This window comes from Pseudomonas sp. KBN10P06128 (assembly GCF_037574945.1).
In the GTDB taxonomy this organism is placed as follows: Bacteria; Pseudomonadota; Gammaproteobacteria; order Pseudomonadales; family Pseudomonadaceae; genus Pseudomonas; species Pseudomonas aeruginosa.
The window spans coordinates 5,320,033-5,340,272 of the sequence record NZ_JBBELR010000001.1 but is presented as its reverse complement, the minus strand read 5'-3'; the positions used below and the strand labels follow the sequence as shown (position 1 = coordinate 5,340,272).

The following is a 20,240-nucleotide window of genomic DNA, read 5'->3' as shown; positions in this document are numbered from 1 at the left end:
GAATGCCTGTTGTATTGTGTGTCCTGTTGTTGCTCCTCAGCCCGCTGCTGTCGGCGGCGGAATGGCAACTGGAGCCGGATTACTCGCGGATCAGCTTCGTTTCCGTGAAACGCGCGAAGATGGCCGAGGTGCAGCGCTTCGACCGTCTCAGCGGCCAGATCGACAAGCAGGGCGTCGCGCGCATCGTGGTGCCGCTGGGCACCCTGGACAGCGGCCTGGCCCTGCGCGACGAGCGAATGAAGGACAACTTCTTCGAAACCTCGCGCTTCCCCGAGGCCACCGTGGAGAGCCGCCTGGACATGGCCGGCTTCGACGACCTGCGGGTCGGTCAGTCGCGGGTCGAGAAGCTCGACTTCACCCTCGACCTGCACGGCCAGCAGCGCCGCCTGAAGGCCGACGTGCTGGTCACCCGCCAGGGCGAAGGGCTGGTCCAGGTGGCGACCCTGGAGCCGGTGCTGCTGAAGCTGCTCGACTTCGACCTGGAAGAGAAGCTCAAGCCCTTGAAGGACATGGCCAATATTCCCTCGATCACTCCCGAGGTACCGGTGTTCGCCGTGCTGAACTTCCGCGAAGTGCCGCCGGAACAGTTCTGACGCGCCGGCGCAGGGCGGCGCGGGCCTTGGGTTCCACCCAGTGGAACCGCCTTCCGTTGTCCTTCGCCGCGCGCCGCGCTTAGCTGTGACCACGCCCGGCCGGCCTTGCGTCCGGGCCTCCCGCCAACAAGACCGGAGCGCAATCCGGCCAGAGGAGAGACGGCATGGCTCGACATCGACACATCGTGGCCTGGCTCGAGGAGGTCGCCGACGACCTGCGTAGCCTGCGCCAGGACATCCACGCCCATCCCGAACTGGGCTTCGAGGAGCGACGCACCGCCGCGCTGGTCGCCGAGTGCCTGCGCGGCTGGGGCTACGAAGTGCACGAAGGGATCGGCCGCACCGGCGTGGTCGGCGTCCTCCGCCAGGGCGACGGTACGCGGCGGCTCGGCCTGCGGGCGGACATGGATGCGCTGCCGATCGTCGAGGCCACGGGGCTCGGCTACAGCAGCTGCCACGGCGGGCGCATGCACGCCTGCGGCCACGACGGACACACCGCGATGCTGCTCGGCGCGGCACGCTACCTGGCGGCGACGCGGCGTTTCGACGGCACCCTGGTACTGATTTTCCAGCCCGCCGAGGAAGGCCAGGGCGGCGCCGAGGCGATGCTCGCCGACGGGCTGCTGGAGCGCTTTCCCTGCGATGCGCTGTTCGGCATGCACAACATGCCGGGACTGGAGGCCGGGCACCTGGGCTTCCGCGCGGGACCGATGATGGCTTCCCAGGACCTGCTGAGCGTCACCCTGGAGGGCGTCGGTGGCCACGGTTCGATGCCGCACTTGAGCGTCGATCCGCTGCTCGCCGCGTCGAGCGCGGTGATGGCCCTGCAGAGCGTGGTGGCGCGCAACGTCGATCCGCAGAAGGCCGCGGTGGTCACGGTCGGTGCATTGCAGGCCGGCGAGGCGGCCAACGTCATACCCCAGCGCGCCGTGCTGCGCCTGAGCCTGCGGGCGCTCGACGGCCAGGTGCGCGAGCAGGTGCTGCAGCGGGTTCGCCAGATCATCGAGTTGCAGGCCGCCAGCTATGGGTGCCAGGCCAGCATCGAGCACTACCCGGCCTATCCGGTGCTGGTCAACAGCGTCGAGGAAACCGAGTTCGCCCGCCAGGTCGGGGTCGAGCTGGCCGGCGCGGAGCAGGTCGACGGCGCCACGCCGAAGCTGATGGGCAGCGAGGACTTCGCCTGGATGCTACAGCGCTGCCCCGGCAGCTACCTGTTCATCGGCAACGGCAGAGGACGGCCGATGGTGCACAACCCGGCCTATGACTTCAACGACGACATCCTGGTCCGGGGCGCGGCCTATTGGGGCGCGCTCGCCGAGACCTGGCTGGCCGCCCCCGCGGCGTCCGGCCTTCGACTGACTGCCGCCAATAACGGCGCGGCTTGAGCCGCGCCGGCATCCCCCGGTTACCAGGAGATTCCCATGCACGCTTGCCCGAGCGGTACCTCGCGTACCCGCCAGGTGGCGGCTGCCGTGATCGGCAACGCCCTGGAGTGGTACGACTTCATCGTCTACGGCTTCCTTTCCAGCCTGATCGCCAGGCTGTTCTTCCCCTCCGGCGACGAGTACACCTCGCTGCTGATGGCCCTGGCCACCTTCGGTGTCGGTTTCTTCATGCGTCCGGTCGGTGGGGTCCTGCTCGGCCTGTATGCCGACCGCAGGGGACGCAAGGCGGCGATGCAACTGATCATCCTGCTGATGACGCTGTCCATCGCGATGATCGCCTTCGCCCCGACCTACGCGGCGATCGGCGTCGGCGCACCATTGCTGATCGTGATCGCGCGAATGCTGCAGGGTTTCGCCACCGGCGGCGAGTACGCCAGCGCCACGGCTTTCCTGGTGGAAAGCGCGCCGCCGCACCGGCGCGGTCTCTACGGTTCCTGGCAATTGTTCGGCCAGTGCCTGGCGGTGTTCGCCGGTGCGGGGATGGGCGCGCTGGTCACCCATTGCCTGGACGCCGAGTCCCTGGAGAGCTGGGGCTGGCGGGTGCCGTTCCTGTTCGGTCTGCTGATCGGTCCGGTGGGATTGTGGATCCGCCGCTACATGGGCGAGACCGAGGCCTTCCTCGAAGCCATCCGGGAGCCCGGCGAGCGCCAGGGGCTGCTCGGCGTGCTGCGCGAATACCGGCGCAGCGTGCTGGTGAGCATGGGCCTGACGGTGATCGGCACGGTGTCCTTCTACGTGGTGCTGGTGAATATGCCGACCTTCGCCCACAAGCAGTTGGGCCTGCCGCTGGACGAGGTGTTCATGGTGCAGATGGCGGCGGTGGCGCTGATGACCCTGGTAATCCCGTTGGCTGGGGGACTCTCCGACCGGCTCGGGCGGCGCCCGGTGCTGTTGGTCGCGACCCTGGCCTTCATGCTCATGGTCTATCCGCTGTTCGCTTGGGTCGCCGCGGCGCCGAGCCTGGGGCGCCTGCTGCTGATGCAACTGTTGCTGTGCACGGCGATCGGCGGCTTCTTCGGCCCGGCGCCGACCGCGGTGGCCGAGCAGTTTCCGGTGCGGGTGCGTTCCACCGGCCTGGCGGTGGCGTATAACCTGGCGGTGATGCTGTTCGGCGGTTTCGCCCCGTTCATCGTCACCTGGCTCACCGAGGTCGGCGGCTCGCCAGTGGCGCCGGCGTTCTACGTGCTCGGCGCGGCCTTCCTCGGGCTGCTCGCCACCCTCTATCTGCGGGAGGGCGCGACGCCCGCCCCGCGCCCCCGTGAACCGGCCCTGGGCAAGCCGGCAAGGAGTCTGTGAATGAGCGCCACCCGCCATCGAAGCGACGGCCACGAGGAAATCGTCGCGCTTGACGCGCTGCCGCTGTCCGCGGCGATCCGCCGACGCGAACTGTCCTGCCGCGAGGTCATGCAGGCCTACCTGGCGCAGATCGAACGGTTCAACCCGCGGGTCAACGCCATCGTCTCGCTGCAGGCGGAAAGCCGCCTGCTCGCCCAGGCCGACGAGCGCGACCGGCAACTGGCGCGCGGCGAATGGCTGGGCTGGATGCACGGCATGCCGCAGGCGATCAAGGACCTCGCCGCCACCTCCGGCATTCCTACCACCCTGGGTTCGCCGCTGTTCGCCGGGCAGGTGCCGGAGCACGACGCAATCGTCGTCGAGCGGGTGAAGAGCAGCGGTGCGATCGTCATCGGCAAGACCAACGTACCGGAGTTCGGGCTCGGCTCGCAGACCTACAACCCGCTGTTCGGCACCACCCGCAATGCCTACGATCCGGCGCGGATCGCCGGCGGCAGCAGCGGTGGGGCGGCGGTGGCGCTGGCGCTGCGCATGCTGCCGGTGGCCGACGGCAGCGACATGATGGGTTCGCTGCGCAACCCCGCCGCCTACAACAACGTCTACGGCTTCCGCCCGTCCCAGGGACGGGTGCCGCACGGCCCGCAAGCGGAACTGTTCGTTCAGCAACTGGCCACCGAAGGCCCGATGGGGCGCAGCGTGGCCGACCTGGCCCGGCTGCTGGCCACCCAGGCCGGCTACGATCCGCGCTGTCCGCTGTCGTTGCGCGACGATCCGCGCAGGTTCGCCGACGACCTCGGGCGCGACTTCCGCGGAGCCCGGCTCGGCTGGCTCGGCGACTACGCCGGCTACCTGCCGATGGAGGAGGGCGTGCTGGAGCTTTGCGAAGCCGCGCTGGGCGATTTCGCCGAGCTGGGCTGCGACGTCGAGGCGTGCCTGCCGGACTATCCCCTGGAGCGCCTGTGGCGCACCTGGCTGGTCCATCGCCAGTGGCTGGTGCAGGGCTCGCTTGGCGAGCTTTACGCCGATCCCGCACGGCGCGTCCGACTCAAGCCGGAGGCGCAGTGGGAAGTGGAGTCCGGGCTCGGCCTCGGCGCCGCCGAGGTCTATCGCGCCTCGCTGGATCGCAGCGACTGGTATCGGGCGCTGGCGCGTCTGTTCGAACGTTACGATTTCCTCTTGCTGCCCAGCGCCCAGGTGTTTCCTTTCGATGCAGAAACGGCGTGGCCGCGGCAGGTCGCCGGGCGGCCGATGGACACCTATCACCGCTGGATGGAGGTGGTGATCGGCCCGACCCTGGCCGGTTTGCCGGCGATCAGCGTACCGATCGGCTTCGGCGCGGCGGGCCTGCCGATGGGATTGCAGATCATCGGCCCGGCGCAGGCCGACCTGGCGGTGCTGCAACTGGCCCATGCCCACGAGGGCCTGACCCGTTGGGTCAGCCGCCGTCCGCCGGCGATGCTCGAGGCTCCAGGGGGAATCGACTAGGCCGCGGAGCAATGCTGCCGTATTCGCAGATTCTTCCTACATGACCTGGGCCTGCATCTTGCTTTGCCATAACGGTCTGTCGACGGTGGAGGTGTCGTCATGCCGGAAAGAGAAGAGGCGGGAACCGTGCGTTCGGTGGAGCGGGCGCTGGCGATCCTCGATCTGCTGGGCCAGCACCAGGCGCTGGGGCTCGAGGAGCTGCATTACCTGACCGAACTGCCCAAGGCCACGGTGTCGCGGCTGCTGCATACCCTGCTGGAGCAGGGCTGGCTGTACCGCGGCTTGACCGACCGGCGCTACCGGCTGCGTTCCACCCGCCTCTACGGTGACGCCGCCGAGCGCTTCCGCTGCCAGGTGGTGGAGCGTTCCGCGCCGCTGCTGGTGGAGTTGAGCGAGCGCACCGGGCTGGTCGCCGATTTGTCGATTCTCGACGGCGACCGCCTGCTGGTGGCGGAAAGCTCGGTGCCCGGCGTCCTGCGCAAGCGCTACCCGGCCAACCGGCTGGTGGTCGGCCAGCACGCCAGCCTGTTCCATTCGGCCATGGGCAAGGCCTGCCTGGGCGAACTGGCAGACAGCGAGGTGCGCCGCCTGGCGCGCCAGCACCAGGTAGACGAGGACCTCTGGTTGCGCACCCGCGAGCAGGCCCACGGCCAGGGCTACGGCGAGCGTACCGAGGGACACTGGGAGTATCCGGTGCGCCTGCCGTTCCTGATCCGCGCGGTGGCCTTGCCGGTACGCGCCCAGGGTCGCCTGCTCGGCAGCGTGGCGCTGCACTGGCCGCGCGATCAGGATTGCGTCGAACGGGTGCGCCGCCGGCACCTGGGAACCCTGGCCGATACCGTCAGTCAGTTGCAGCACGCGCTCGACTGACGCGGGAGTTTGCCTGCTCCCAGGCGGCCGGTTTAAGGTGGCGCCGGACGCAAAGGGAGCCCGCATGCACAAGTTGATCTGCCTCGGCCTGGCCCTCCTGGCTTTGCCGGTCCAGGCCGCCTGGTACCTGGATTACGAGTCGTCGCGACTCAGTTTCATCTCCACCAAGAACGCTACCCTTTCGGAAGTCGGCCGCTTCCTGGTCATGCACGGCAAGGTCGACGACAAGGGTCAGGCGCGCCTGCGCGTCGAGCTGGACTCGGTGAGCACCGACATCCCGCTGCGCGACGAACGCATCCGCGAGCATCTGTTCGAGACCAAGCGCTTCGCCGAGGCGGAGATCACCGCCCAGCTCGACCTGGCGCCGATCGTCGAGCTGGCCGACGGCGTGCAACTGGAAATGCGCCAGCCGGTGACCGTTAGCCTGCACGGCAAGCGCAAGAGCTACGCCAGCGACCTGTTGGTGACCCGCCTGGACGAGCATCGCTTCCAGGTGGTGACCCTGTCGCCGCTGGTGCTGGACGCCGCCGACTTCGACCTCGCCCCCGGCATCGAGACCCTGCGCAAGCTGGCCGGCGCCGGCAGTATCGGGCTTTCGGTGCCGGTCGGCGCCGTGCTGATCTTCACTTCGCGGTGAGCGGCCCGGTCTTTCCCTGGCGCAGCGACAACCGCTTCGCCCTGCTCAATGACGGCGTGCGGTTCTTCCCGCGCATGCTGCTGGCCATCGAGGCGGCGCAGCGGAGCATCGAGCTGGAGCTGTACCTGGTGGAAGACGGGCATTGCGCCGAACTGTTTCTCGTCGCCCTGCTGGATGCCCGCCGCCGGGGCGTCGCCGTGCGCTGCCTGTTCGACGGCTTCGGCTGCCTAGGCCTGGGCAGCGCCTGGATCCAGCGCCTGCGCGAGGCCGGCGGCGAACTGCGGCTGTACAACCCGCTGCGCTGGAAGCTGACTGGCGGCAATCTCTACCGCGACCATCGCAAGCTGCTGCTGGTGGACGGGCGCCTCGGTTATGTCGGCGGCGCCGGGATCACCGACGAATTCTGGGAACCGGTCAGCGACGTCAGCGCCTGGCGCGAGGTGATGGTCGAGATGGACGGCCCGGTGGTGGCGGACTGGGCGGCGCTGTTCGAGCGGCAATGGCTGGCCTGTCTCGAAGAGAAAGCCTGGAAGCCCCGCGAGGGCATGACCCTTACCCGCCTTCCGCCGCAGCCGGGGGCGGCCCGTGGGTTGGGCCGGGTGGCCTACGCCGACGCCCGCCAGCACCGCGACATCCTGCAATCGCTGGTCCGCGCGCTGAACGGCTCGCGCCGACGGATCTGGCTGGCGACGCCGTACTTCCTGCCGACCTGGAAGGTTCGCCGGGCCCTGCGCAAGGCCGCCCAGCGCGGCGTGGAGGTGCGCCTGCTGCTGGCCGGGCGGCTCACCGACCACGCCCCGGTGCGCTATGCCGGGCAGCGCTACTACCCGCGCCTGCTGCGCGCCGGCGTGCGCATCCACGAATACCAGCCGCGCTTCCTGCACCTGAAGATGGTCATGGTCGACGATTGGGTGAGCGTCGGCTCCTGCAACTTCGATCATTGGAATCTACGCTTCAACCTCGACGCCAATCTCGAGGCCCTCGACCCGGACTTCACCAATGAGGCGGCGGCGAGCCTGCTGGCGGACTTCGCCGACAGCCGCGAGGTGACCCTGGCGATGTGGCGCGCGCGACCCCTGTGGATGCGCCTGCACCAGCGCCTGTGGGGTTGGCTGGACCGGGTGGTGGTGAATTTCCTCGACCGCCGGCGCTAGGCAGCGGCCTTTCGTAGTCGCTGGCCGGCCCGGTGAAACTTGCCGGGGAGCTTGCGGGTCTACCCCGGACCGCCCATTACAATGACAAAGGAGAGATGCGTGGCAACGCCCGACTCCAAGGAACGTTTCATCGGACTGGAATGGTTGCGCTTCCTGCTCGGCCTGTACGTGGTGGTGTACCACACCCTGCATACCTATCCGAAAGAGCAGAAGTTTCCCGGTCTCGATGAACTCACCAGCCTGGGGTTCTTCGCCACCAGCACCTTCTTCGTGCTCTCCGGCTTCCTCCTGGCCCATGTCTACGCGCGCAGCGGCCGGTTGCGCGAAAGCGCCCGCAGCTTCTGGACCAAGCGACTGTCCAATCTCTATCCGCTGCACCTGTTCTCCCTGCTGCTGTCGATCCTGGTGTTGCTGGCCCTCAGCCACCTGGGAATCGGTCCCGAGCTGGACAAGGCCACCCCGCGCTTCGTCATCTACGACACCAACGAAGTGCTCGGCCGCACCCACCCGGAACTCTTCCTGCACTGGATGAGCAACACCGAACTGTTCGTCAACAGCATCCTGCAGATCCTCCTGCTGCAGGCCTGGAATCCCTATTACCTGACCTTCAACGCGCCGTTGTGGTCGCTGTCGACGCTGATGTTCTTCTACCTGGCGTTTCCCTTCGTCGCCCCGCGGCTGATGCGCAGCCGGTACAAGTGGAAGGTGCTGGCGCTGGTCTGGCTGGTCTACCTGATCCCGCCGGTGCTGGTGGTGGCCAGCGAGAGCTACGGGATCCCCTGGACCGGCCTGCTGCATCGCAATCCGTTGCTGCGCCTGCCGGAATTCCTTGGCGGCATCCTGGCCTACGGGTTGTTCCGCGGCTACCGCGACCGCGGCATGGTGCCGGGACGCGGCCTGCTGGCCGCGCTGGTGGCGCTGGTGGTGGCGGCCTTCCTGGTGGCCGACTACCTGTTCACCCAGGGCGCCAAGCATTGGTACTTCCTGCTGCACAACGGCCTGCTGCTGCCGGCCCAGTTGCTGCTGGTGTGCCTTTGCGCGCTGCCCGCCGACCCGAAGAGCGCTTTCGTCCGCCACTGGTCGCCGCGCCTGGGGGCCGCCTCGCTGTCGCTGTTCGCCCTGCATGTGCCGATGTTCACCCTGTTCTCCCGTAGCGAGCGCCTTATCGCCGTGCCGGGGCGTTGTCTCGACGACTGGCGCGCCTGCACCGAGGCGGCGGCCGCGTTGCCATCGTCGCTGCTCTACTACCCGCTGTTCCTGGTCCTGCTGGTGGCGTTCTGCGTACTGTTCCAGGAGCGCGGCGTGGTGCCGGTGCGCAAGTGGCTGGTGCGCCGGCTGATGCCGACGCCGGCGCTGGCCAAGGTGCCGCGCCCGGCCTGAGGCCGTTCTCCCGGAGAACCGGACTTTCGACGGGTGGCAGGCCCGACCCAGCTGGTTATGCTGCGCGGATAACCATAAGAAGAGGGATGGAGCATGCTGCGCAGCCTGTCGCTGGCCCTGTCGATCGTCGCGAGCCTGGTCGGCTGCAGCACGCCCGGCGCGTTCTTCGGTTCGGTGGACGGACCGGCCTTCGTCGCCCATCCGAGCGCCGATGCCAGCCACGCCACAGTCTACCTCTACCGTCCGCGGAGCCAGTGGGCGGACGAGGAACTCGAGGCGCCGGGGATCTTCCTCAACAACGAATTGATCGGCAGCCTGCCGAGCAACGGCTACCTGGCGTTCGAGTTCGAGACCGGCAGCTACAAGCTGGAAATGCGCCGGCCGCTGGCGGGCAGCTTCTGGACCCTGTTCGCCGACGGTCCGATGGATTTCACCCGCATCGCCAGCTTCATGCTCGAGGCCAGGGCCGGCTCGGTCTACTACCTGCGCTACGACGAACTCAACCCGCCACCGAAGAGCGAGCACCCGGCGGGTGAGGGCGATGGCCCGCTGCAATTGGTGGCGGCCGATCTCGGCGCTGCGGAAATCGGCGCTACCCACCAGGTCCAGGAACCCATGCAGTTCGCCGCCAGCGGCTACCGGAAACGCGTGCAGCGCTCGTTCTGGGAAGGCGTTGGGCGGGCCCTGGACAAGATCGGCATCTGAACCCGGCACGCGTGTAGTAACCGTCTATTACCCGCGTCCCCCTGCGGATTGGCTACCTTAGGTGCATCCCCGGTATGACCGGGCCCTGCCCGAAGGAGTGCGCGTGATGGCTGCGAAGAAGATCCTGATGCTGGTCGGCGACTATGCCGAAGACTACGAAACCATGGTCCCGTTCCAGGCCCTGCAGATGGTGGGCCACCAGGTGCATGCGGTGTGTCCGGACAAGCGGGCCGGGCAAAGCGTGCGCACCGCCATCCACGATTTCGAAGGCGACCAGACCTACAGTGAGAAGCCGGGCCACAACTTCACCCTCAATGCCGACTTTGCCCAGGCCCGCGCCGAGGATTACGATGCCCTCCTGATCCCCGGCGGCCGCGCCCCCGAATACCTGCGCCTGAACGAGCAGGTGCTGGCTCTGGTGCGTGCCTTCGACGCCGCGCGCAAGCCGATCGCCGCGGTCTGCCATGGCGCCCAGCTGCTGGCCGCCGCCGGCGTCCTGCAAGGGCGGGCGTGCAGCGCCTATCCGGCCTGCGCCCCGGAGGTGCGGCTGGCCGGCGGCGAGTACGTCGACATTCCGTCGGACCAGGCCCACGTCGACGGCCACCTGGTCACTGCGCCGGCCTGGCCGGCGCATCCGGCGTGGCTGGCGCGCTTCCTTGAGGTGCTCGGCACCCGCATCAGCCACTGAGACCCAGGAGACCCCCGCGCATGTGCGAACTCTATGTGAAAGCCGACCCGATCCTCTATGAATCGCGCTCGCGTTCCTTGCGCATCCGCGGGGTGGTGACCACCCTGCGCCTGGAGAACCAGTTCTGGGACATCCTCCGGGAAATCGCCGAAGGCGAGGGCTTGAGCACCAACCAGTTGATCACCAAGCTCTACGAGGAAGTGATGGACTATCGCGGCGAGGTGCTCAACTTCGCCTCCTTCCTGCGTGTCAGTTGCACCCGCTACCTGGCGCAGCGGCGCGAGAAGGTCGCCGAGCTGAGCCTGGTCGGCCAGCGCGCCCAGGCCTGAGGGGAGGGAAGACGCGACCGGGGTGAAACGTTTAGGCTGGTCGCACTTCCTCCCCGATCCGGCGTCGCCTCGTGAAATACTCCCTGCCCACCACGGCCACCGCGCCGTTCTGTCCCTCGGCGGTCAGCCACAGCGTGGCGGTGCCGGCCGACGCCTCGCCGCTGCGCAAGCTGGCGCTGTTCGTCGGCCCCGGCCTGCTGGTCTCGGTCGGCTACATGGACCCCGGCAACTGGGCCACCGCCATCGAGGCGGGCTCGCGCTTCGGCTACGCGCTGCTGTTCGTGGTGGTGCTGGCGAGCTTTTCCGGGATGCTCCTGCAAAGCCTCTGTTCGCGCCTGGGGATCGCCACCGGCCGCGACCTCGCGCAACTCTCCCGGGAGCGCTACCGCCCTGGCGTGGCGCGTGGCCAATGGCTGCTGGCGGAGCTGTCGATCGTCGCCACCGACCTTGCCGAGGTGCTCGGCGCGGCGCTGGCCTTCCACCTGCTGCTGGGAGTCTCGATTACCACCGGGGTGGTCCTCACCGCCTTCGATACCCTGATCGTGCTGGCCCTGCAGGGCGCCAACTTCCGCCGCCTGGAGGCCATAGTGCTGGGGCTGATCGCGACCATCGGCGCGTGTTTCTTCGTCGAACTGGTGCTGATTGGCCCCTACTGGCCGGATGTCGCCGCCGGCCTGCGGCCATCCTGGGACACCCTGAGCAGCCAGGAGCCGCTGTACCTGGCGATCGGCATCCTCGGCGCGACGGTGATGCCGCACAACCTCTACCTGCATTCGTCCGTGGTGCAGACCCGGGTCAGCGGCGACGACGCGGCGAGCAAACGCTCGGCGATCCGCTTTTCCCGGCTCGACACCATCGGCTCGCTGTCCCTGGCGCTGCTGGTCAATGCGGCGATCCTGATCCTCGCCGCCGCGGCTTTCCACGGCAGCGGCCACACCGAGGTGGTGGAGATCCAAGACGCCTACCACCTGCTCGACCCGCTGGTGGGCGGCGCCCTGGCCAGCTTCCTGTTCGGCTTCGCCCTGCTGGCGGCGGGGCAAAGCTCGACCTTCACCGGCACCATTGCCGGGCAGGTGGTGATGGAGGGTTTCCTCCGGGCGAAGATTCCCTGCTGGCAGCGGCGCCTGATCACCCGCGGCCTGGCCCTGGTGCCGGCCTTGATCGGCGTGCTCTGGCTGGGCGAAGGCGCGGTAGGCAAGCTGCTGGTGCTCAGCCAGGTGGTGCTCAGCCTGCAATTGCCGTTCGCCCTGTGGCCGCTGATTCGCTTCAGCAGCGACCGGAACCTGATGGGGGAGTTCGTCAACCCGCGCTGGGTCAGCGCGCTGGCCTGGTCGTTGTTCGGCCTGATCTCGGCGGCGAACCTGACCTTGCTGTATTTCTGGTTCGGCTGAACCAAGGCGCCTGCGGCGCTGCCAGTCCAGGCTCCGGCCAGTGGCCGTACGAAAAAGCCCGGCGCGGGGCCGGGCTTTTTCAGGGACGGAGCAGGCTTACTTGACCTCGACCGCCAGGCTTTCGGCGATCTTCTTCTGCCAGACCGCCGGGCCGGTGATGTGCACCGACTCGCCGTTGGTATCGACCGCGACGGTGACCGGCATGTCCTTCACCTCGAACTCGTAGATCGCTTCCATGCCCAGTTCGGCGAAGGCCAGCACCTTGGACTTCTTGATCGCCTGGGCGACCAGGTAGGCGGCGCCGCCGACGGCCATCAGGTATACCGCCTTGTTGTCCTTGATCGCCTCGATGGCGATGGGACCGCGCTCGGACTTGCCGATCATGCCCAGCAGGCCGGTCTGTTCGAGGATCTGGCGGGTGAACTTGTCCATCCGGGTGGCGGTGGTGGGACCGGCCGGGCCGACCACCTCGTCGCCGACCGGATCGACCGGGCCGACGTAATAGATGAAGCGGCCTTTCAGGTCCACCGGCAGCGTTTCGCCCTTGTTCAGCATGTCGACCATGCGCTTGTGCGCGGCGTCGCGGCCGGTGAGCATCTTGCCGTTGAGCAGCAGGGTCTCGCCCGGTTTCCAGCTTTGCACCTCTTCCGGGGTGATCTTGTCCAGGTCGACGCGGCGCGCGGACGGGCCGGCTTCCCAGACGATCTCCGGGTAGGCGTCGAGCGACGGCGCTTCCAGTTCGGCGGGGCCGGAGCCGTCGAGCACGAAGTGGGCGTGGCGGGTCGCGGCGCAGTTGGGGATCATGCACACCGGCAGCGAGGCGGCGTGGGTCGGGTAGTCCATGATCTTGACGTCGAGCACGGTGGTCAGGCCGCCCAGGCCCTGGGCACCGATGCCCAGCTGGTTGACCTTCTCGAACAGCTCCAGGCGCAGTTCCTCGATGCGGTTCTGCGGGCCGCGGGCCTTCAGTTCGTGGATGTCGATCGGGTCCATGAGGACTTCCTTCGCCATCACCGCTGCTTTCTCCGCGGTGCCGCCGATGCCGATGCCGAGCATGCCCGGCGGGCACCAGCCGGCGCCCATGGTCGGTACGGTTTTCAGCACCCAGTCGACGATCGAGTCGGACGGGTTGAGCATGGCCATCTTCGACTTGTTCTCCGAGCCGCCGCCCTTGGCCGCGACATCGACTTCGACCTTGTCGCCGGGAACGATGGAGTAGTGGATCACCGCCGGCGTGTTGTCCTTGGTGTTCTTCCGCGCGCCGGCCGGGTCGGCCAGGATCGAGGCGCGCAGGACGTTCTCCGGCAGGTTGTAGGCGCGGCGCACGCCTTCGTTGATCATATCGTCGACGCTCATGGTAGCGCCGTCCCAGCGCACGTCCATGCCGACCCGGACGAACACCGTGACGATCCCGGTGTCCTGGCAGATCGGGCGGTGGCCGGTGGCGCACATGCGCGAGTTGATCAGGATCTGCGCCATGGAGTCGCGGGCAGCCGGCGATTCTTCGCGCAGGTAGGCCTCATGCATGGCCTGGATGAAATCGACCGGGTGGTAGTAGGAGATGAACTGCAGGGCATCGGCGACGCTCTGGATCAGGTCGTCTTGCTTGATCACGGCCATGGAGCACGGTCCTCTTCAGGCGGGTAATTCGGATGCGGGGCAGGGTCACGGAGCCGGCCGCAGCCGAGGAGCGCGCCGGTCAGGCACCGGCGCAAAAAAGGCGCGACAGTATAGCCGTTCCGGCGAGACGGGCGCACGCGCCGACGATCAGACCTTGGTCGGCCAGCCGGCTGGTCGGCCGATAAATCCGCGGTCCGCTAGCTGGCAGTTCGTTCGACTAGGCAACCCGCAGGGGGCAGGGTACATTGCGGCCAGGTGCCATTACGGGACGGAGCCCATGCGCACAGACAAGCCTCCTCTGAAACAGCGTGCGCTGCAAAAGCTCTTGCTCCGCCGGTTCGGCATGGCCGCAGGCACCTACCTGCTCGGCCTGGTCCTGCTCTGGCTGGCGCTACTCAGCGGCTTCTACCGCGCAGCGCCGACCACCGCGGCAGCCAGCACCACCCTGGTGGTGGCTTGCCAACTGGCCTTCCTCTGGCTGTTCGCCAGCGGTCGCAACCTGCGTTACGCCGATCCCAGCCTGACCGAGCCGCAGGTGCTGGTGGCGATCGCCTGGCTGACCTATTTCCTCTATCACGTCGACAGCCTGCGCGGCACCTTCATGGTGTTCTACGTGCTGGCCCTGCTGTTCGGCGTGTTCCAACTGCCGCCGCGGGTCTTCGCCCGCTGTGCGGCGCTGGCGTTCATCGCTTTTTCCGGCATCTACCTGGTAGAGGCCTTGCAGCAGCGTCTCGAGCTGCCGGGCCGGGCTGCATTGCAGGTGCTCGTGATGTTCATCGTAATGGTCTGGCTGAGCCTGTTCGCCAGCTACATACAGGCGATGCGGCAACGCATGCGCCAGCGCCGCTATGCCTTGCAGGCGCACCAGGACACGCTGCGCGGCATGATGCGCCAACTGGAAGACCTGGTGGCCACCGACGAACTCACCGGGCTGTTCAACCGCCGGCATTTCATGCGCCTGGCCAGTCGGGCGCTGGAAGACCTGCTGCCGAACCGGCAGCACGGCCTGGCGCTGATCGACCTCGATCACTTCAAGCGGATCAACGACCGCCACGGCCACGCCGCCGGCGATCGGGTCCTGCAGACCTTCGCCGCGGTGGCGCGTTCCTGTCTACGCGATGGCGACGTCCTGGCCCGTTACGGCGGCGAGGAGTTCGTCCTGCTGCTGCCCCACGCCGACGCGGAACAGCTGGAAAGCTGTTGCGAACGCCTGCGCCTGGCGTTCGAACAGGCGGAACCGGTCGGGGTCACGGTGGATACCCTGAGCCTTTCGGTGGGCATGACCCTGCTGTATGCCGACGACGATCTCGACGAGGCCTTGCAGCGGGCCGACCAGGCGCTCTACCGTGCCAAGCGTGGCGGACGAAACCGCTGCGACGCCACCTGGGAGGTCACCAGTGCCTGACATACGGGTCGGCGAGCGACGTCTTGCCGTCGCCGCCGGCAGCAACCTGCTGGATGCGCTGCTCGCCGGCGGCATCGCCGTGCCCCATAGCTGCCGCGCCGGCAGTTGCCACGCCTGCCTGGTGCATTGCCTGCAGGGCGAGGTGGAAGACACCCTCCCGGAGGCGCTCGATCCGGTACGGCGCGAAGCGGGCTGGCGGCTGGCCTGTCAGTGCCGGGTGCTCGGCGACCTCGTGTTGCAGCCTTTCGATCCTGAGCGCGACGGGCTGCCGGCCAGGGTCGTCGCCTGCCACTGGCTGGGCGATGTGCTGCGCCTGCGCCTGGAGCCGGAGCGGCCCTTGCGCTATCGCGCCGGGCAGCACCTGCTGCTGTGGAGCGACGATGGCGTGGCGCGTCCCTATTCGCTGGCCAGCCTGCCTCACGAGGACCCATGGCTGGAGTTCCACATCGACTGTAGCGCTCCCGGCGCGTTCTGCGACCGCGCCCGGCGCCTGGCGCCTGGCGCGCTCCTGCGTCTGGGCGAGTTGCGCGGCGGGGCGTTGCGCTACGAGCCGGACTGGCAGGAGCGACCGCTGTTGCTGATGGCCGCCGGCACCGGGCTGGCGCCGCTCTGGGGGATACTTCGCGAAGCCTTGCGCGCGGAACACCAGGCGCCGATCCAACTGCTGCACCTGGCGCGCGACCACTACCTGGCGAGCGAGTTGGCGGAGTTGGCCGGGCGTCATCCGCAACTGCGCGTCAACCTGGTGTCGGCGGCGCAGTTGCCCTCTGCCTTGGCCGATCTCCGCCTTGTTCCGCGGCGCAGCATGGCCTTACTCTGCGGCCAACCCGCCAGCGTCGAACGCTTCGCCCGGCATCTCTACCTGGCCGGCGTACCGCGTAGCCAGACCCTGGCGGACCTGTTCCTGCCCCACGCCTGACGCGGCGCCGGTGGCGGTGCCTTGCAGCCATTGCCGCGGCCTTGCGCCGCATCCCTGGAGTGACGATGAGCGAGCTGATTCGGGTCGAACGCGAAACGGGGCTGCTGACCCTGCGCCTGGACCGCCAGGACAAGAAGAACGCGCTGACCCGCGCGATGTACAGCCGGATGGCCGAGGCGCTGCTGGAGGCGCAGGCCGATACGGCTGTGCGGGTGGTGCTGATCACTGGCGGCGACGCCTGCTTCACCAGCGGCAACGACATCCTCGACTTCCTCGAGCAACCGCCATCCCTGCGCGACAGCCCGGTCGGCCGCTTCATGAGCGCCCTGCTGGAATTCCCCAAGCCGGTGATCGCCGCGGTGAACGGACCGGCGGTGGGTATCGGCACCACCCTGCTGCTGCATTGCGATCTGGTCTTCGTTGGTCGCAACGCGCGATTGAAGATGCCGTTCGTCAACCTCGGCCTGACACCGGAGTTCGGCTCGAGCCTGATCCTGCCGCGCATGCTCGGTCATGCCAAGGCTGCGGAATTGCTGATGCTCGGCCAGGACTTCAGCGGCGAGCAGGCGGCGGCCTGGGGCCTGGCCAATGCGGCGCTGGAGGATGGCGCCACGGTGCTGGAGCACGCCCGCGATGCGGCCCGGCGCTTCCTGCACCTGGCGCCCTCGGCGGTAGTGGAGAGCAAGCGCCTGATGAAAGCGCCGTTTATCGAGGAGCTTCGCCGGGTGATCGCCGAGGAAGGCGATATCTTCAGTACCCGACTGCGCTCGCCCGAGGCGATCGAGGCGCTCAGCGCCTTCATGCACCGGCGCCAGCCGGATTTCTCCAGGTTCGCCTGAGCACACCGCTGTTGGGCCAGCGGAGCGACGATCCGTAGGGCGGATAACGCCACGGGCGTTATCCGCCGCGACGTGCGCTTATACCAGCAGGTCGCCGACGTGCAGCACCTTCATGGTGTTGGTGCCGCCCTGGGCGGTGTAGCTGTCGCCCTTGGTCAGGATCACCCAGTCGCCCTTGGTCACCACGCCGCGCTTGAGCAACTCGTCGACCGCGGCCTGGCTGACCTTCTCCGCCGGCAGCGCCGCCGGGTCGAAGGGGATGGTTTCCACGCCGCGGAACATCGCCACGCGAGCCTGGGTCTCGCGGTGCGGGGAGTAGGCGTAGATCGGTACCGACGAGCGGATGCGCGACATGATCAGCGGGGTGAAGCCGCTTTCGGTCAGGCAGATGATCGCCTTGATCCCCGGGAAGTGGTTGGCCGTGTACATCGACGCCAGGGCGATGCTCTCGTCGCAGCGGTCGAAAGTCTGGCCGAGGCGGTGGCTGGATTTCTGGCTGGTCGGGTGCTTCTCGGCGCCCTGGCAGACGCGGGCCATGGCTTTCACCGCTTCCACCGGGTACTCGCCGGCGGCGCTTTCCGCCGAGAGCATCACCGCGTCGGTGTAGTCGAGCACGGCGTTGGCCACGTCGGAGACTTCCGCGCGGGTCGGCATCGGGCTGTGGATCATCGACTCCATCATCTGGGTCGCGGTGATCACCACTTTATTGTTGCGGCGAGCGTGCAGGATGATCTTCTTCTGGATGCCGACCAGCTCGGCATCGCCGATTTCCACGCCGAGGTCGCCACGGGCCACCATCACCGCGTCGCTGGCACGAATCAGGCCGTCGAGGGCGTCGTCGTCGGCGACCGCCTCGGCGCGCTCGATCTTGGCCACCAGCCAGGCCTTGCCACCGGCCTCGGTGAGCAGGCGGCGGGCGTACTCCATGTCCTTGGCATCGCGCGGGAAGGAAACGGCCACGTAGTCCAGGTCCATGTCCGCGGCCAGCTTGATGTCGGCCTTGTCCTTGTCGGTCAGCGCCGGCGCGGTGAGACCGCCGCCGCGGCGGTTGATGCCCTTGTGGTCGGACAGCGGGCCGCCGATCAGCACCCGGCAGCGCAGTTCGTCGGCGGCGACTTCCTCGACCACCATCACCACCCGGCCGTCGTCCAGCAGCAGTTCATCGCCGACCCCGCAGTCCTTCACCAGGTCCGGGTAGTCGATGCCGACCACTTCCTGGGTACCGGCGTCGCGGGCGTGGCTGGTGGAGAAGCGGAACTTGTCGCCGACCTGCAATTCGATGCGCTTGTTGGCGAACTTGGCGATGCGGATCTTCGGTCCTTGCAGGTCGCCGAGCAGGGCGACGAAGCGGCCGTGCTTGGCCGCCAGTTCGCGCACCAGCCTGGCGCGGGCGCGGTGTTCATCGGGGGTGCCGTGGGAGAAGTTGAGGCGGGCGACGTCGATCCCGGCCAGGATCAGTTGCTCCAGCACTTCCGGGGAATTGCTGGCTGGGCCGAGGGTGGCGACGATTTTGGTGCGGCGAACGGACATGCAAAGGACTCCTTGGATAACGCTGGCGTGCAGGCTACCACCGGCGAGGCTCGGCGGCGACTGCGGAGTCATACTATCTGCATCAGATGTCATTTGTCGGTTTGAGCACCAGCAGGTCGCATTCCACCTCCTCCAGGACGCGTTCGGCGGTCTGCCCGATCAGCGCGTTGTCCAGGTGCCCCCGGGCGACCGCGCCCATCAGCAACAGGTCGATGTCGTTGGCCCGGACGAAGTCGGGGATCGCCTGCTCGGCATAGCCGGCCAGCAGGTGGCGGCGCTCCGCGGCGATCTCCGGGTAGGCCGCCAGCAGGTCGTCGAAGGCCTGGCGGTGACGTTCCTCATGTTGCAGCACGAAACGCTCGTAGCCGGCGAGCATTTCCGCGTCGAACAGCAGGCTGCGCGGCATCGCCGCGTGGGTATGCAGGTAGTCGGCGCGCAGCCCCAGGCTGGCTTCGAGCTGGCGGGCGGCGGCGATCAGCCGGTGATCGAGGGCGGCCGGCTTGTCGCTGGCATGCAGTGGGTCGAGCGCCGCGCACAGGCGCTGGCCGCGCCAGGCGTCGTGATGGACCAGCCAGAGCGGCTGCGGGCAATGGCGGATCAATTGCCAGTCGCTGTTGCCCAGTAGCAGGCGGCGCAGCAGGTTGTGCTTGCGGGTGCTCTTGAGGACCAGGTCGGGCCGGGTTTCGCCGACCCGTTGCAGGACCATACGGTCCAGCGGCTTGCCCCACTGGGCCTCGACCTGAGTGCGGATGCCGGCCTGCTGCAGCGGCATGGAAAGCTGCTCCAGCCAGGTGACCCGTTCGTCCAGGTAAAGGTCGCGGGCACGCTGCAGCGAGTGACTGTCGAAGAACAGCCCGCCGTCCAGCGCCGGGTTGAAGTCGCACAGCAGCAACTCGACGCTGGCGCCGCTGCGTTCGGCGATCCACTGGGCACGGGTAAGGGCCGGCTGTTCGTCGCTGCTCGGATCGACGACCACCAGCAGGTTATGCAGGTTCATGGCAACGCTCCTGACACTGGGCGGGAATGCCATTGCAGACCAGGCGCCGCGACGGGCGCTTGATCTGGGTCAGTCCGGCGGGGATCAGCGCGGTTGCACGTTGAGCGCCTGGTCGAGGTGCCGGCTGGCCTTGTTCGACAATTCGCCTTCAGGATAGTCGAGCAACTGGCGGCGCAGGTATTCGATGGCCTTGTCGCGGTTTGGGTGCGGGTTGTCCGGCGCCAGGTACATCAGGCCGAGCTGGTAGAGGGCCTTTTCCTTTATACCGGCAGGAATCGCCGGATCGTTGACCGCCAGCAGGTAGAGTTCGGCGGCCTCGTCGACGCGATCCTTGAGCACCGCGCGGCGCGACAGCAGGGTCATGTCCGGGTCGAGGCTGGTCTTGTAGAGGTCGAGGTTCTGCTGTGGCTTCCAGGTGGCGAGCAATTCGCGGGCGCTCTTCTGCACCGGCTCCCTGGCTCGCTGGCGCATCGCCAGCAGGCGCGCCTGGGCATGCTCGGCGGCGTGGGTGCCGGGGAACTCGCGGACCACGCGCTGGAAGTAGTCGGTGGCCTTGGCGTCGTCGCGCTGGTCGTTGTAGCGGCTCATGTAGATCAGGCCGATCTGGTACAGCGAGATACCGCGCACCTCGGCGCTGTAGCGGCTATTGTCGTAGCCGGTGAGGTAGAGCTTCTCCGCCTCGGCGCTTCTGTTGTCGCGGATCGCCATGGCGCTGTAGGTCAGCAGGTCGCCTTCCTCCTCGATGGCGGCGGTCATGCGGTTGCTCTTCATCTGCTTGTATTCGGCGACTTCGCCAGTGGTCACCTGGGCGACGAACAGCGGCGTGGTCGGCGAACAGGCGGCCAGCAGCGACAACAATGGGAGCAGGACGAGACGGCGGGCGAAGCGCATGGCATCTCCTTGGCGCCAGGGCGAGAGCCACCCCAGTCTAGTCAGGCCCTTCAGTCACGCCAATAC

Annotated in this window: 19 protein-coding genes; 15 read left to right on the top strand and 4 right to left on the bottom strand. The window is 67.9% G+C overall.

What is annotated here, in order from left to right; genetic code table 11:
* The first annotated feature begins 2 nt into the window (after positions 1-2).
* The 12 genes from VQ065_RS24945 (at position 3) to VQ065_RS24890 (ending at position 11,973) form a co-directional block, all read left to right on the top strand.
* Positions 3-593 carry a YceI family protein gene (locus VQ065_RS24945; RefSeq protein ID WP_003093959.1) on the top strand — a complete coding sequence of 197 codons (591 nt, stop codon included), beginning with the start codon at positions 3-5 and terminating at the stop codon, positions 591-593.
* A 164-nt stretch (positions 594-757) separates the two neighbouring features.
* The gene (locus VQ065_RS24940) at positions 758-1,978 is read left to right on the top strand and encodes a M20 aminoacylase family protein (protein ID WP_003093956.1); all 1,221 of its coding nucleotides are present in this window, start codon (positions 758-760) and stop codon (positions 1,976-1,978) included.
* Positions 1,979-2,014: 36 nt separating this feature from the next.
* Positions 2,015-3,334, top strand: a complete 1,320-nt coding sequence (locus VQ065_RS24935; protein WP_003093955.1) for a citrate-proton symporter — start codon at positions 2,015-2,017, stop codon at positions 3,332-3,334.
* Entirely contained in the window at positions 3,335-4,819 is a 1,485-nt protein-coding gene (locus VQ065_RS24930; protein ID WP_003093953.1) for an amidase, read from the top strand.
* A 99-nt stretch (positions 4,820-4,918) separates the two neighbouring features.
* Complete coding sequence (locus tag VQ065_RS24925) at positions 4,919-5,689, top strand: IclR family transcriptional regulator (RefSeq protein ID WP_003093951.1); 771 nt, start codon at positions 4,919-4,921, stop codon at positions 5,687-5,689.
* Positions 5,690-5,753: 64 nt separating this feature from the next.
* Positions 5,754-6,326, top strand: coding sequence for a YceI family protein (locus VQ065_RS24920; protein ID WP_003093949.1), 573 nt, complete (start codon positions 5,754-5,756; stop codon positions 6,324-6,326).
* A gap of 74 nt (positions 6,327-6,400) precedes the next feature.
* Complete coding sequence (locus tag VQ065_RS24915; protein WP_003120863.1) at positions 6,401-7,480, top strand: phospholipase D-like domain-containing protein; 1,080 nt, start codon at positions 6,401-6,403, stop codon at positions 7,478-7,480.
* Between the two features lie 99 nt (positions 7,481-7,579).
* Complete coding sequence (locus VQ065_RS24910; RefSeq protein WP_003093946.1) at positions 7,580-8,860, top strand: acyltransferase family protein; 1,281 nt, start codon at positions 7,580-7,582, stop codon at positions 8,858-8,860.
* Between the two features lie 93 nt (positions 8,861-8,953).
* Positions 8,954-9,565: a DUF2846 domain-containing protein gene (locus VQ065_RS24905; protein ID WP_003093944.1), complete on the top strand. Its 612-nt coding sequence runs from the start codon at positions 8,954-8,956 to the stop codon at positions 9,563-9,565.
* Positions 9,566-9,668: 103 nt separating this feature from the next.
* Positions 9,669-10,253 carry a DJ-1/PfpI family protein gene (locus tag VQ065_RS24900; RefSeq protein ID WP_019485779.1) on the top strand — a complete coding sequence of 195 codons (585 nt, stop codon included), beginning with the start codon at positions 9,669-9,671 and terminating at the stop codon, positions 10,251-10,253.
* Between the two features lie 20 nt (positions 10,254-10,273).
* Positions 10,274-10,582: a ribbon-helix-helix domain-containing protein gene (locus VQ065_RS24895; protein WP_003093942.1), complete on the top strand. Its 309-nt coding sequence runs from the start codon at positions 10,274-10,276 to the stop codon at positions 10,580-10,582.
* A gap of 83 nt (positions 10,583-10,665) precedes the next feature.
* Positions 10,666-11,973 (top strand): Nramp family divalent metal transporter, encoded by a 1,308-nt coding sequence (locus tag VQ065_RS24890; RefSeq protein ID WP_073651059.1) that lies wholly within the window; start codon positions 10,666-10,668, stop codon positions 11,971-11,973.
* Positions 11,974-12,069: 96 nt separating this feature from the next.
* On the opposite strand, the gene VQ065_RS24885 is transcribed toward VQ065_RS24890, so the two are convergent.
* Positions 12,070-13,593: a fumarate hydratase gene (locus VQ065_RS24885; RefSeq protein WP_003093938.1), complete on the bottom strand. Its 1,524-nt coding sequence runs from the start codon at positions 13,591-13,593 to the stop codon at positions 12,070-12,072.
* A 277-nt stretch (positions 13,594-13,870) separates the two neighbouring features.
* Here VQ065_RS24885 and VQ065_RS24880 point away from each other — a divergent pair, with 277 nt between their 5' ends.
* The 3 genes from VQ065_RS24880 (at position 13,871) to VQ065_RS24870 (ending at position 16,756) form a co-directional block, all read left to right on the top strand.
* On the top strand, positions 13,871-14,998 hold the full coding sequence (locus VQ065_RS24880; protein ID WP_003093937.1) for a GGDEF domain-containing protein: 1,128 nt from the start codon (positions 13,871-13,873) through the stop codon (positions 14,996-14,998).
* Entirely contained in the window at positions 14,991-15,917 is a 927-nt protein-coding gene (locus VQ065_RS24875) for an iron-sulfur-binding ferredoxin reductase (protein WP_003093934.1), read from the top strand. The genes VQ065_RS24880 and VQ065_RS24875 overlap by 8 nt, the downstream gene beginning before the upstream one ends.
* Before the next feature lie 65 nt (positions 15,918-15,982).
* Positions 15,983-16,756: an enoyl-CoA hydratase gene (locus tag VQ065_RS24870; protein ID WP_003093932.1), complete on the top strand. Its 774-nt coding sequence runs from the start codon at positions 15,983-15,985 to the stop codon at positions 16,754-16,756.
* Between the two features lie 78 nt (positions 16,757-16,834).
* Here VQ065_RS24870 and pyk read toward each other — a convergent pair whose 3' ends face one another.
* The 3 genes from pyk to VQ065_RS24855 all read right to left on the bottom strand — a co-directional run bounded on the left by pyk (position 16,835) and on the right by VQ065_RS24855 (position 20,174).
* Entirely contained in the window at positions 16,835-18,286 is a 1,452-nt protein-coding gene (pyk, locus tag VQ065_RS24865; RefSeq protein ID WP_003093930.1) for a pyruvate kinase, read from the bottom strand.
* An 82-nt stretch (positions 18,287-18,368) separates the two neighbouring features.
* Positions 18,369-19,283 (bottom strand): universal stress protein, encoded by a 915-nt coding sequence (locus VQ065_RS24860; protein ID WP_003093926.1) that lies wholly within the window; start codon positions 19,281-19,283, stop codon positions 18,369-18,371.
* 84 nt (positions 19,284-19,367) lie between these two features.
* Positions 19,368-20,174, bottom strand: a complete 807-nt coding sequence (locus VQ065_RS24855; RefSeq protein WP_003093924.1) for a tetratricopeptide repeat protein — start codon at positions 20,172-20,174, stop codon at positions 19,368-19,370.
* Positions 20,175-20,240 lie beyond the last annotated feature (66 nt).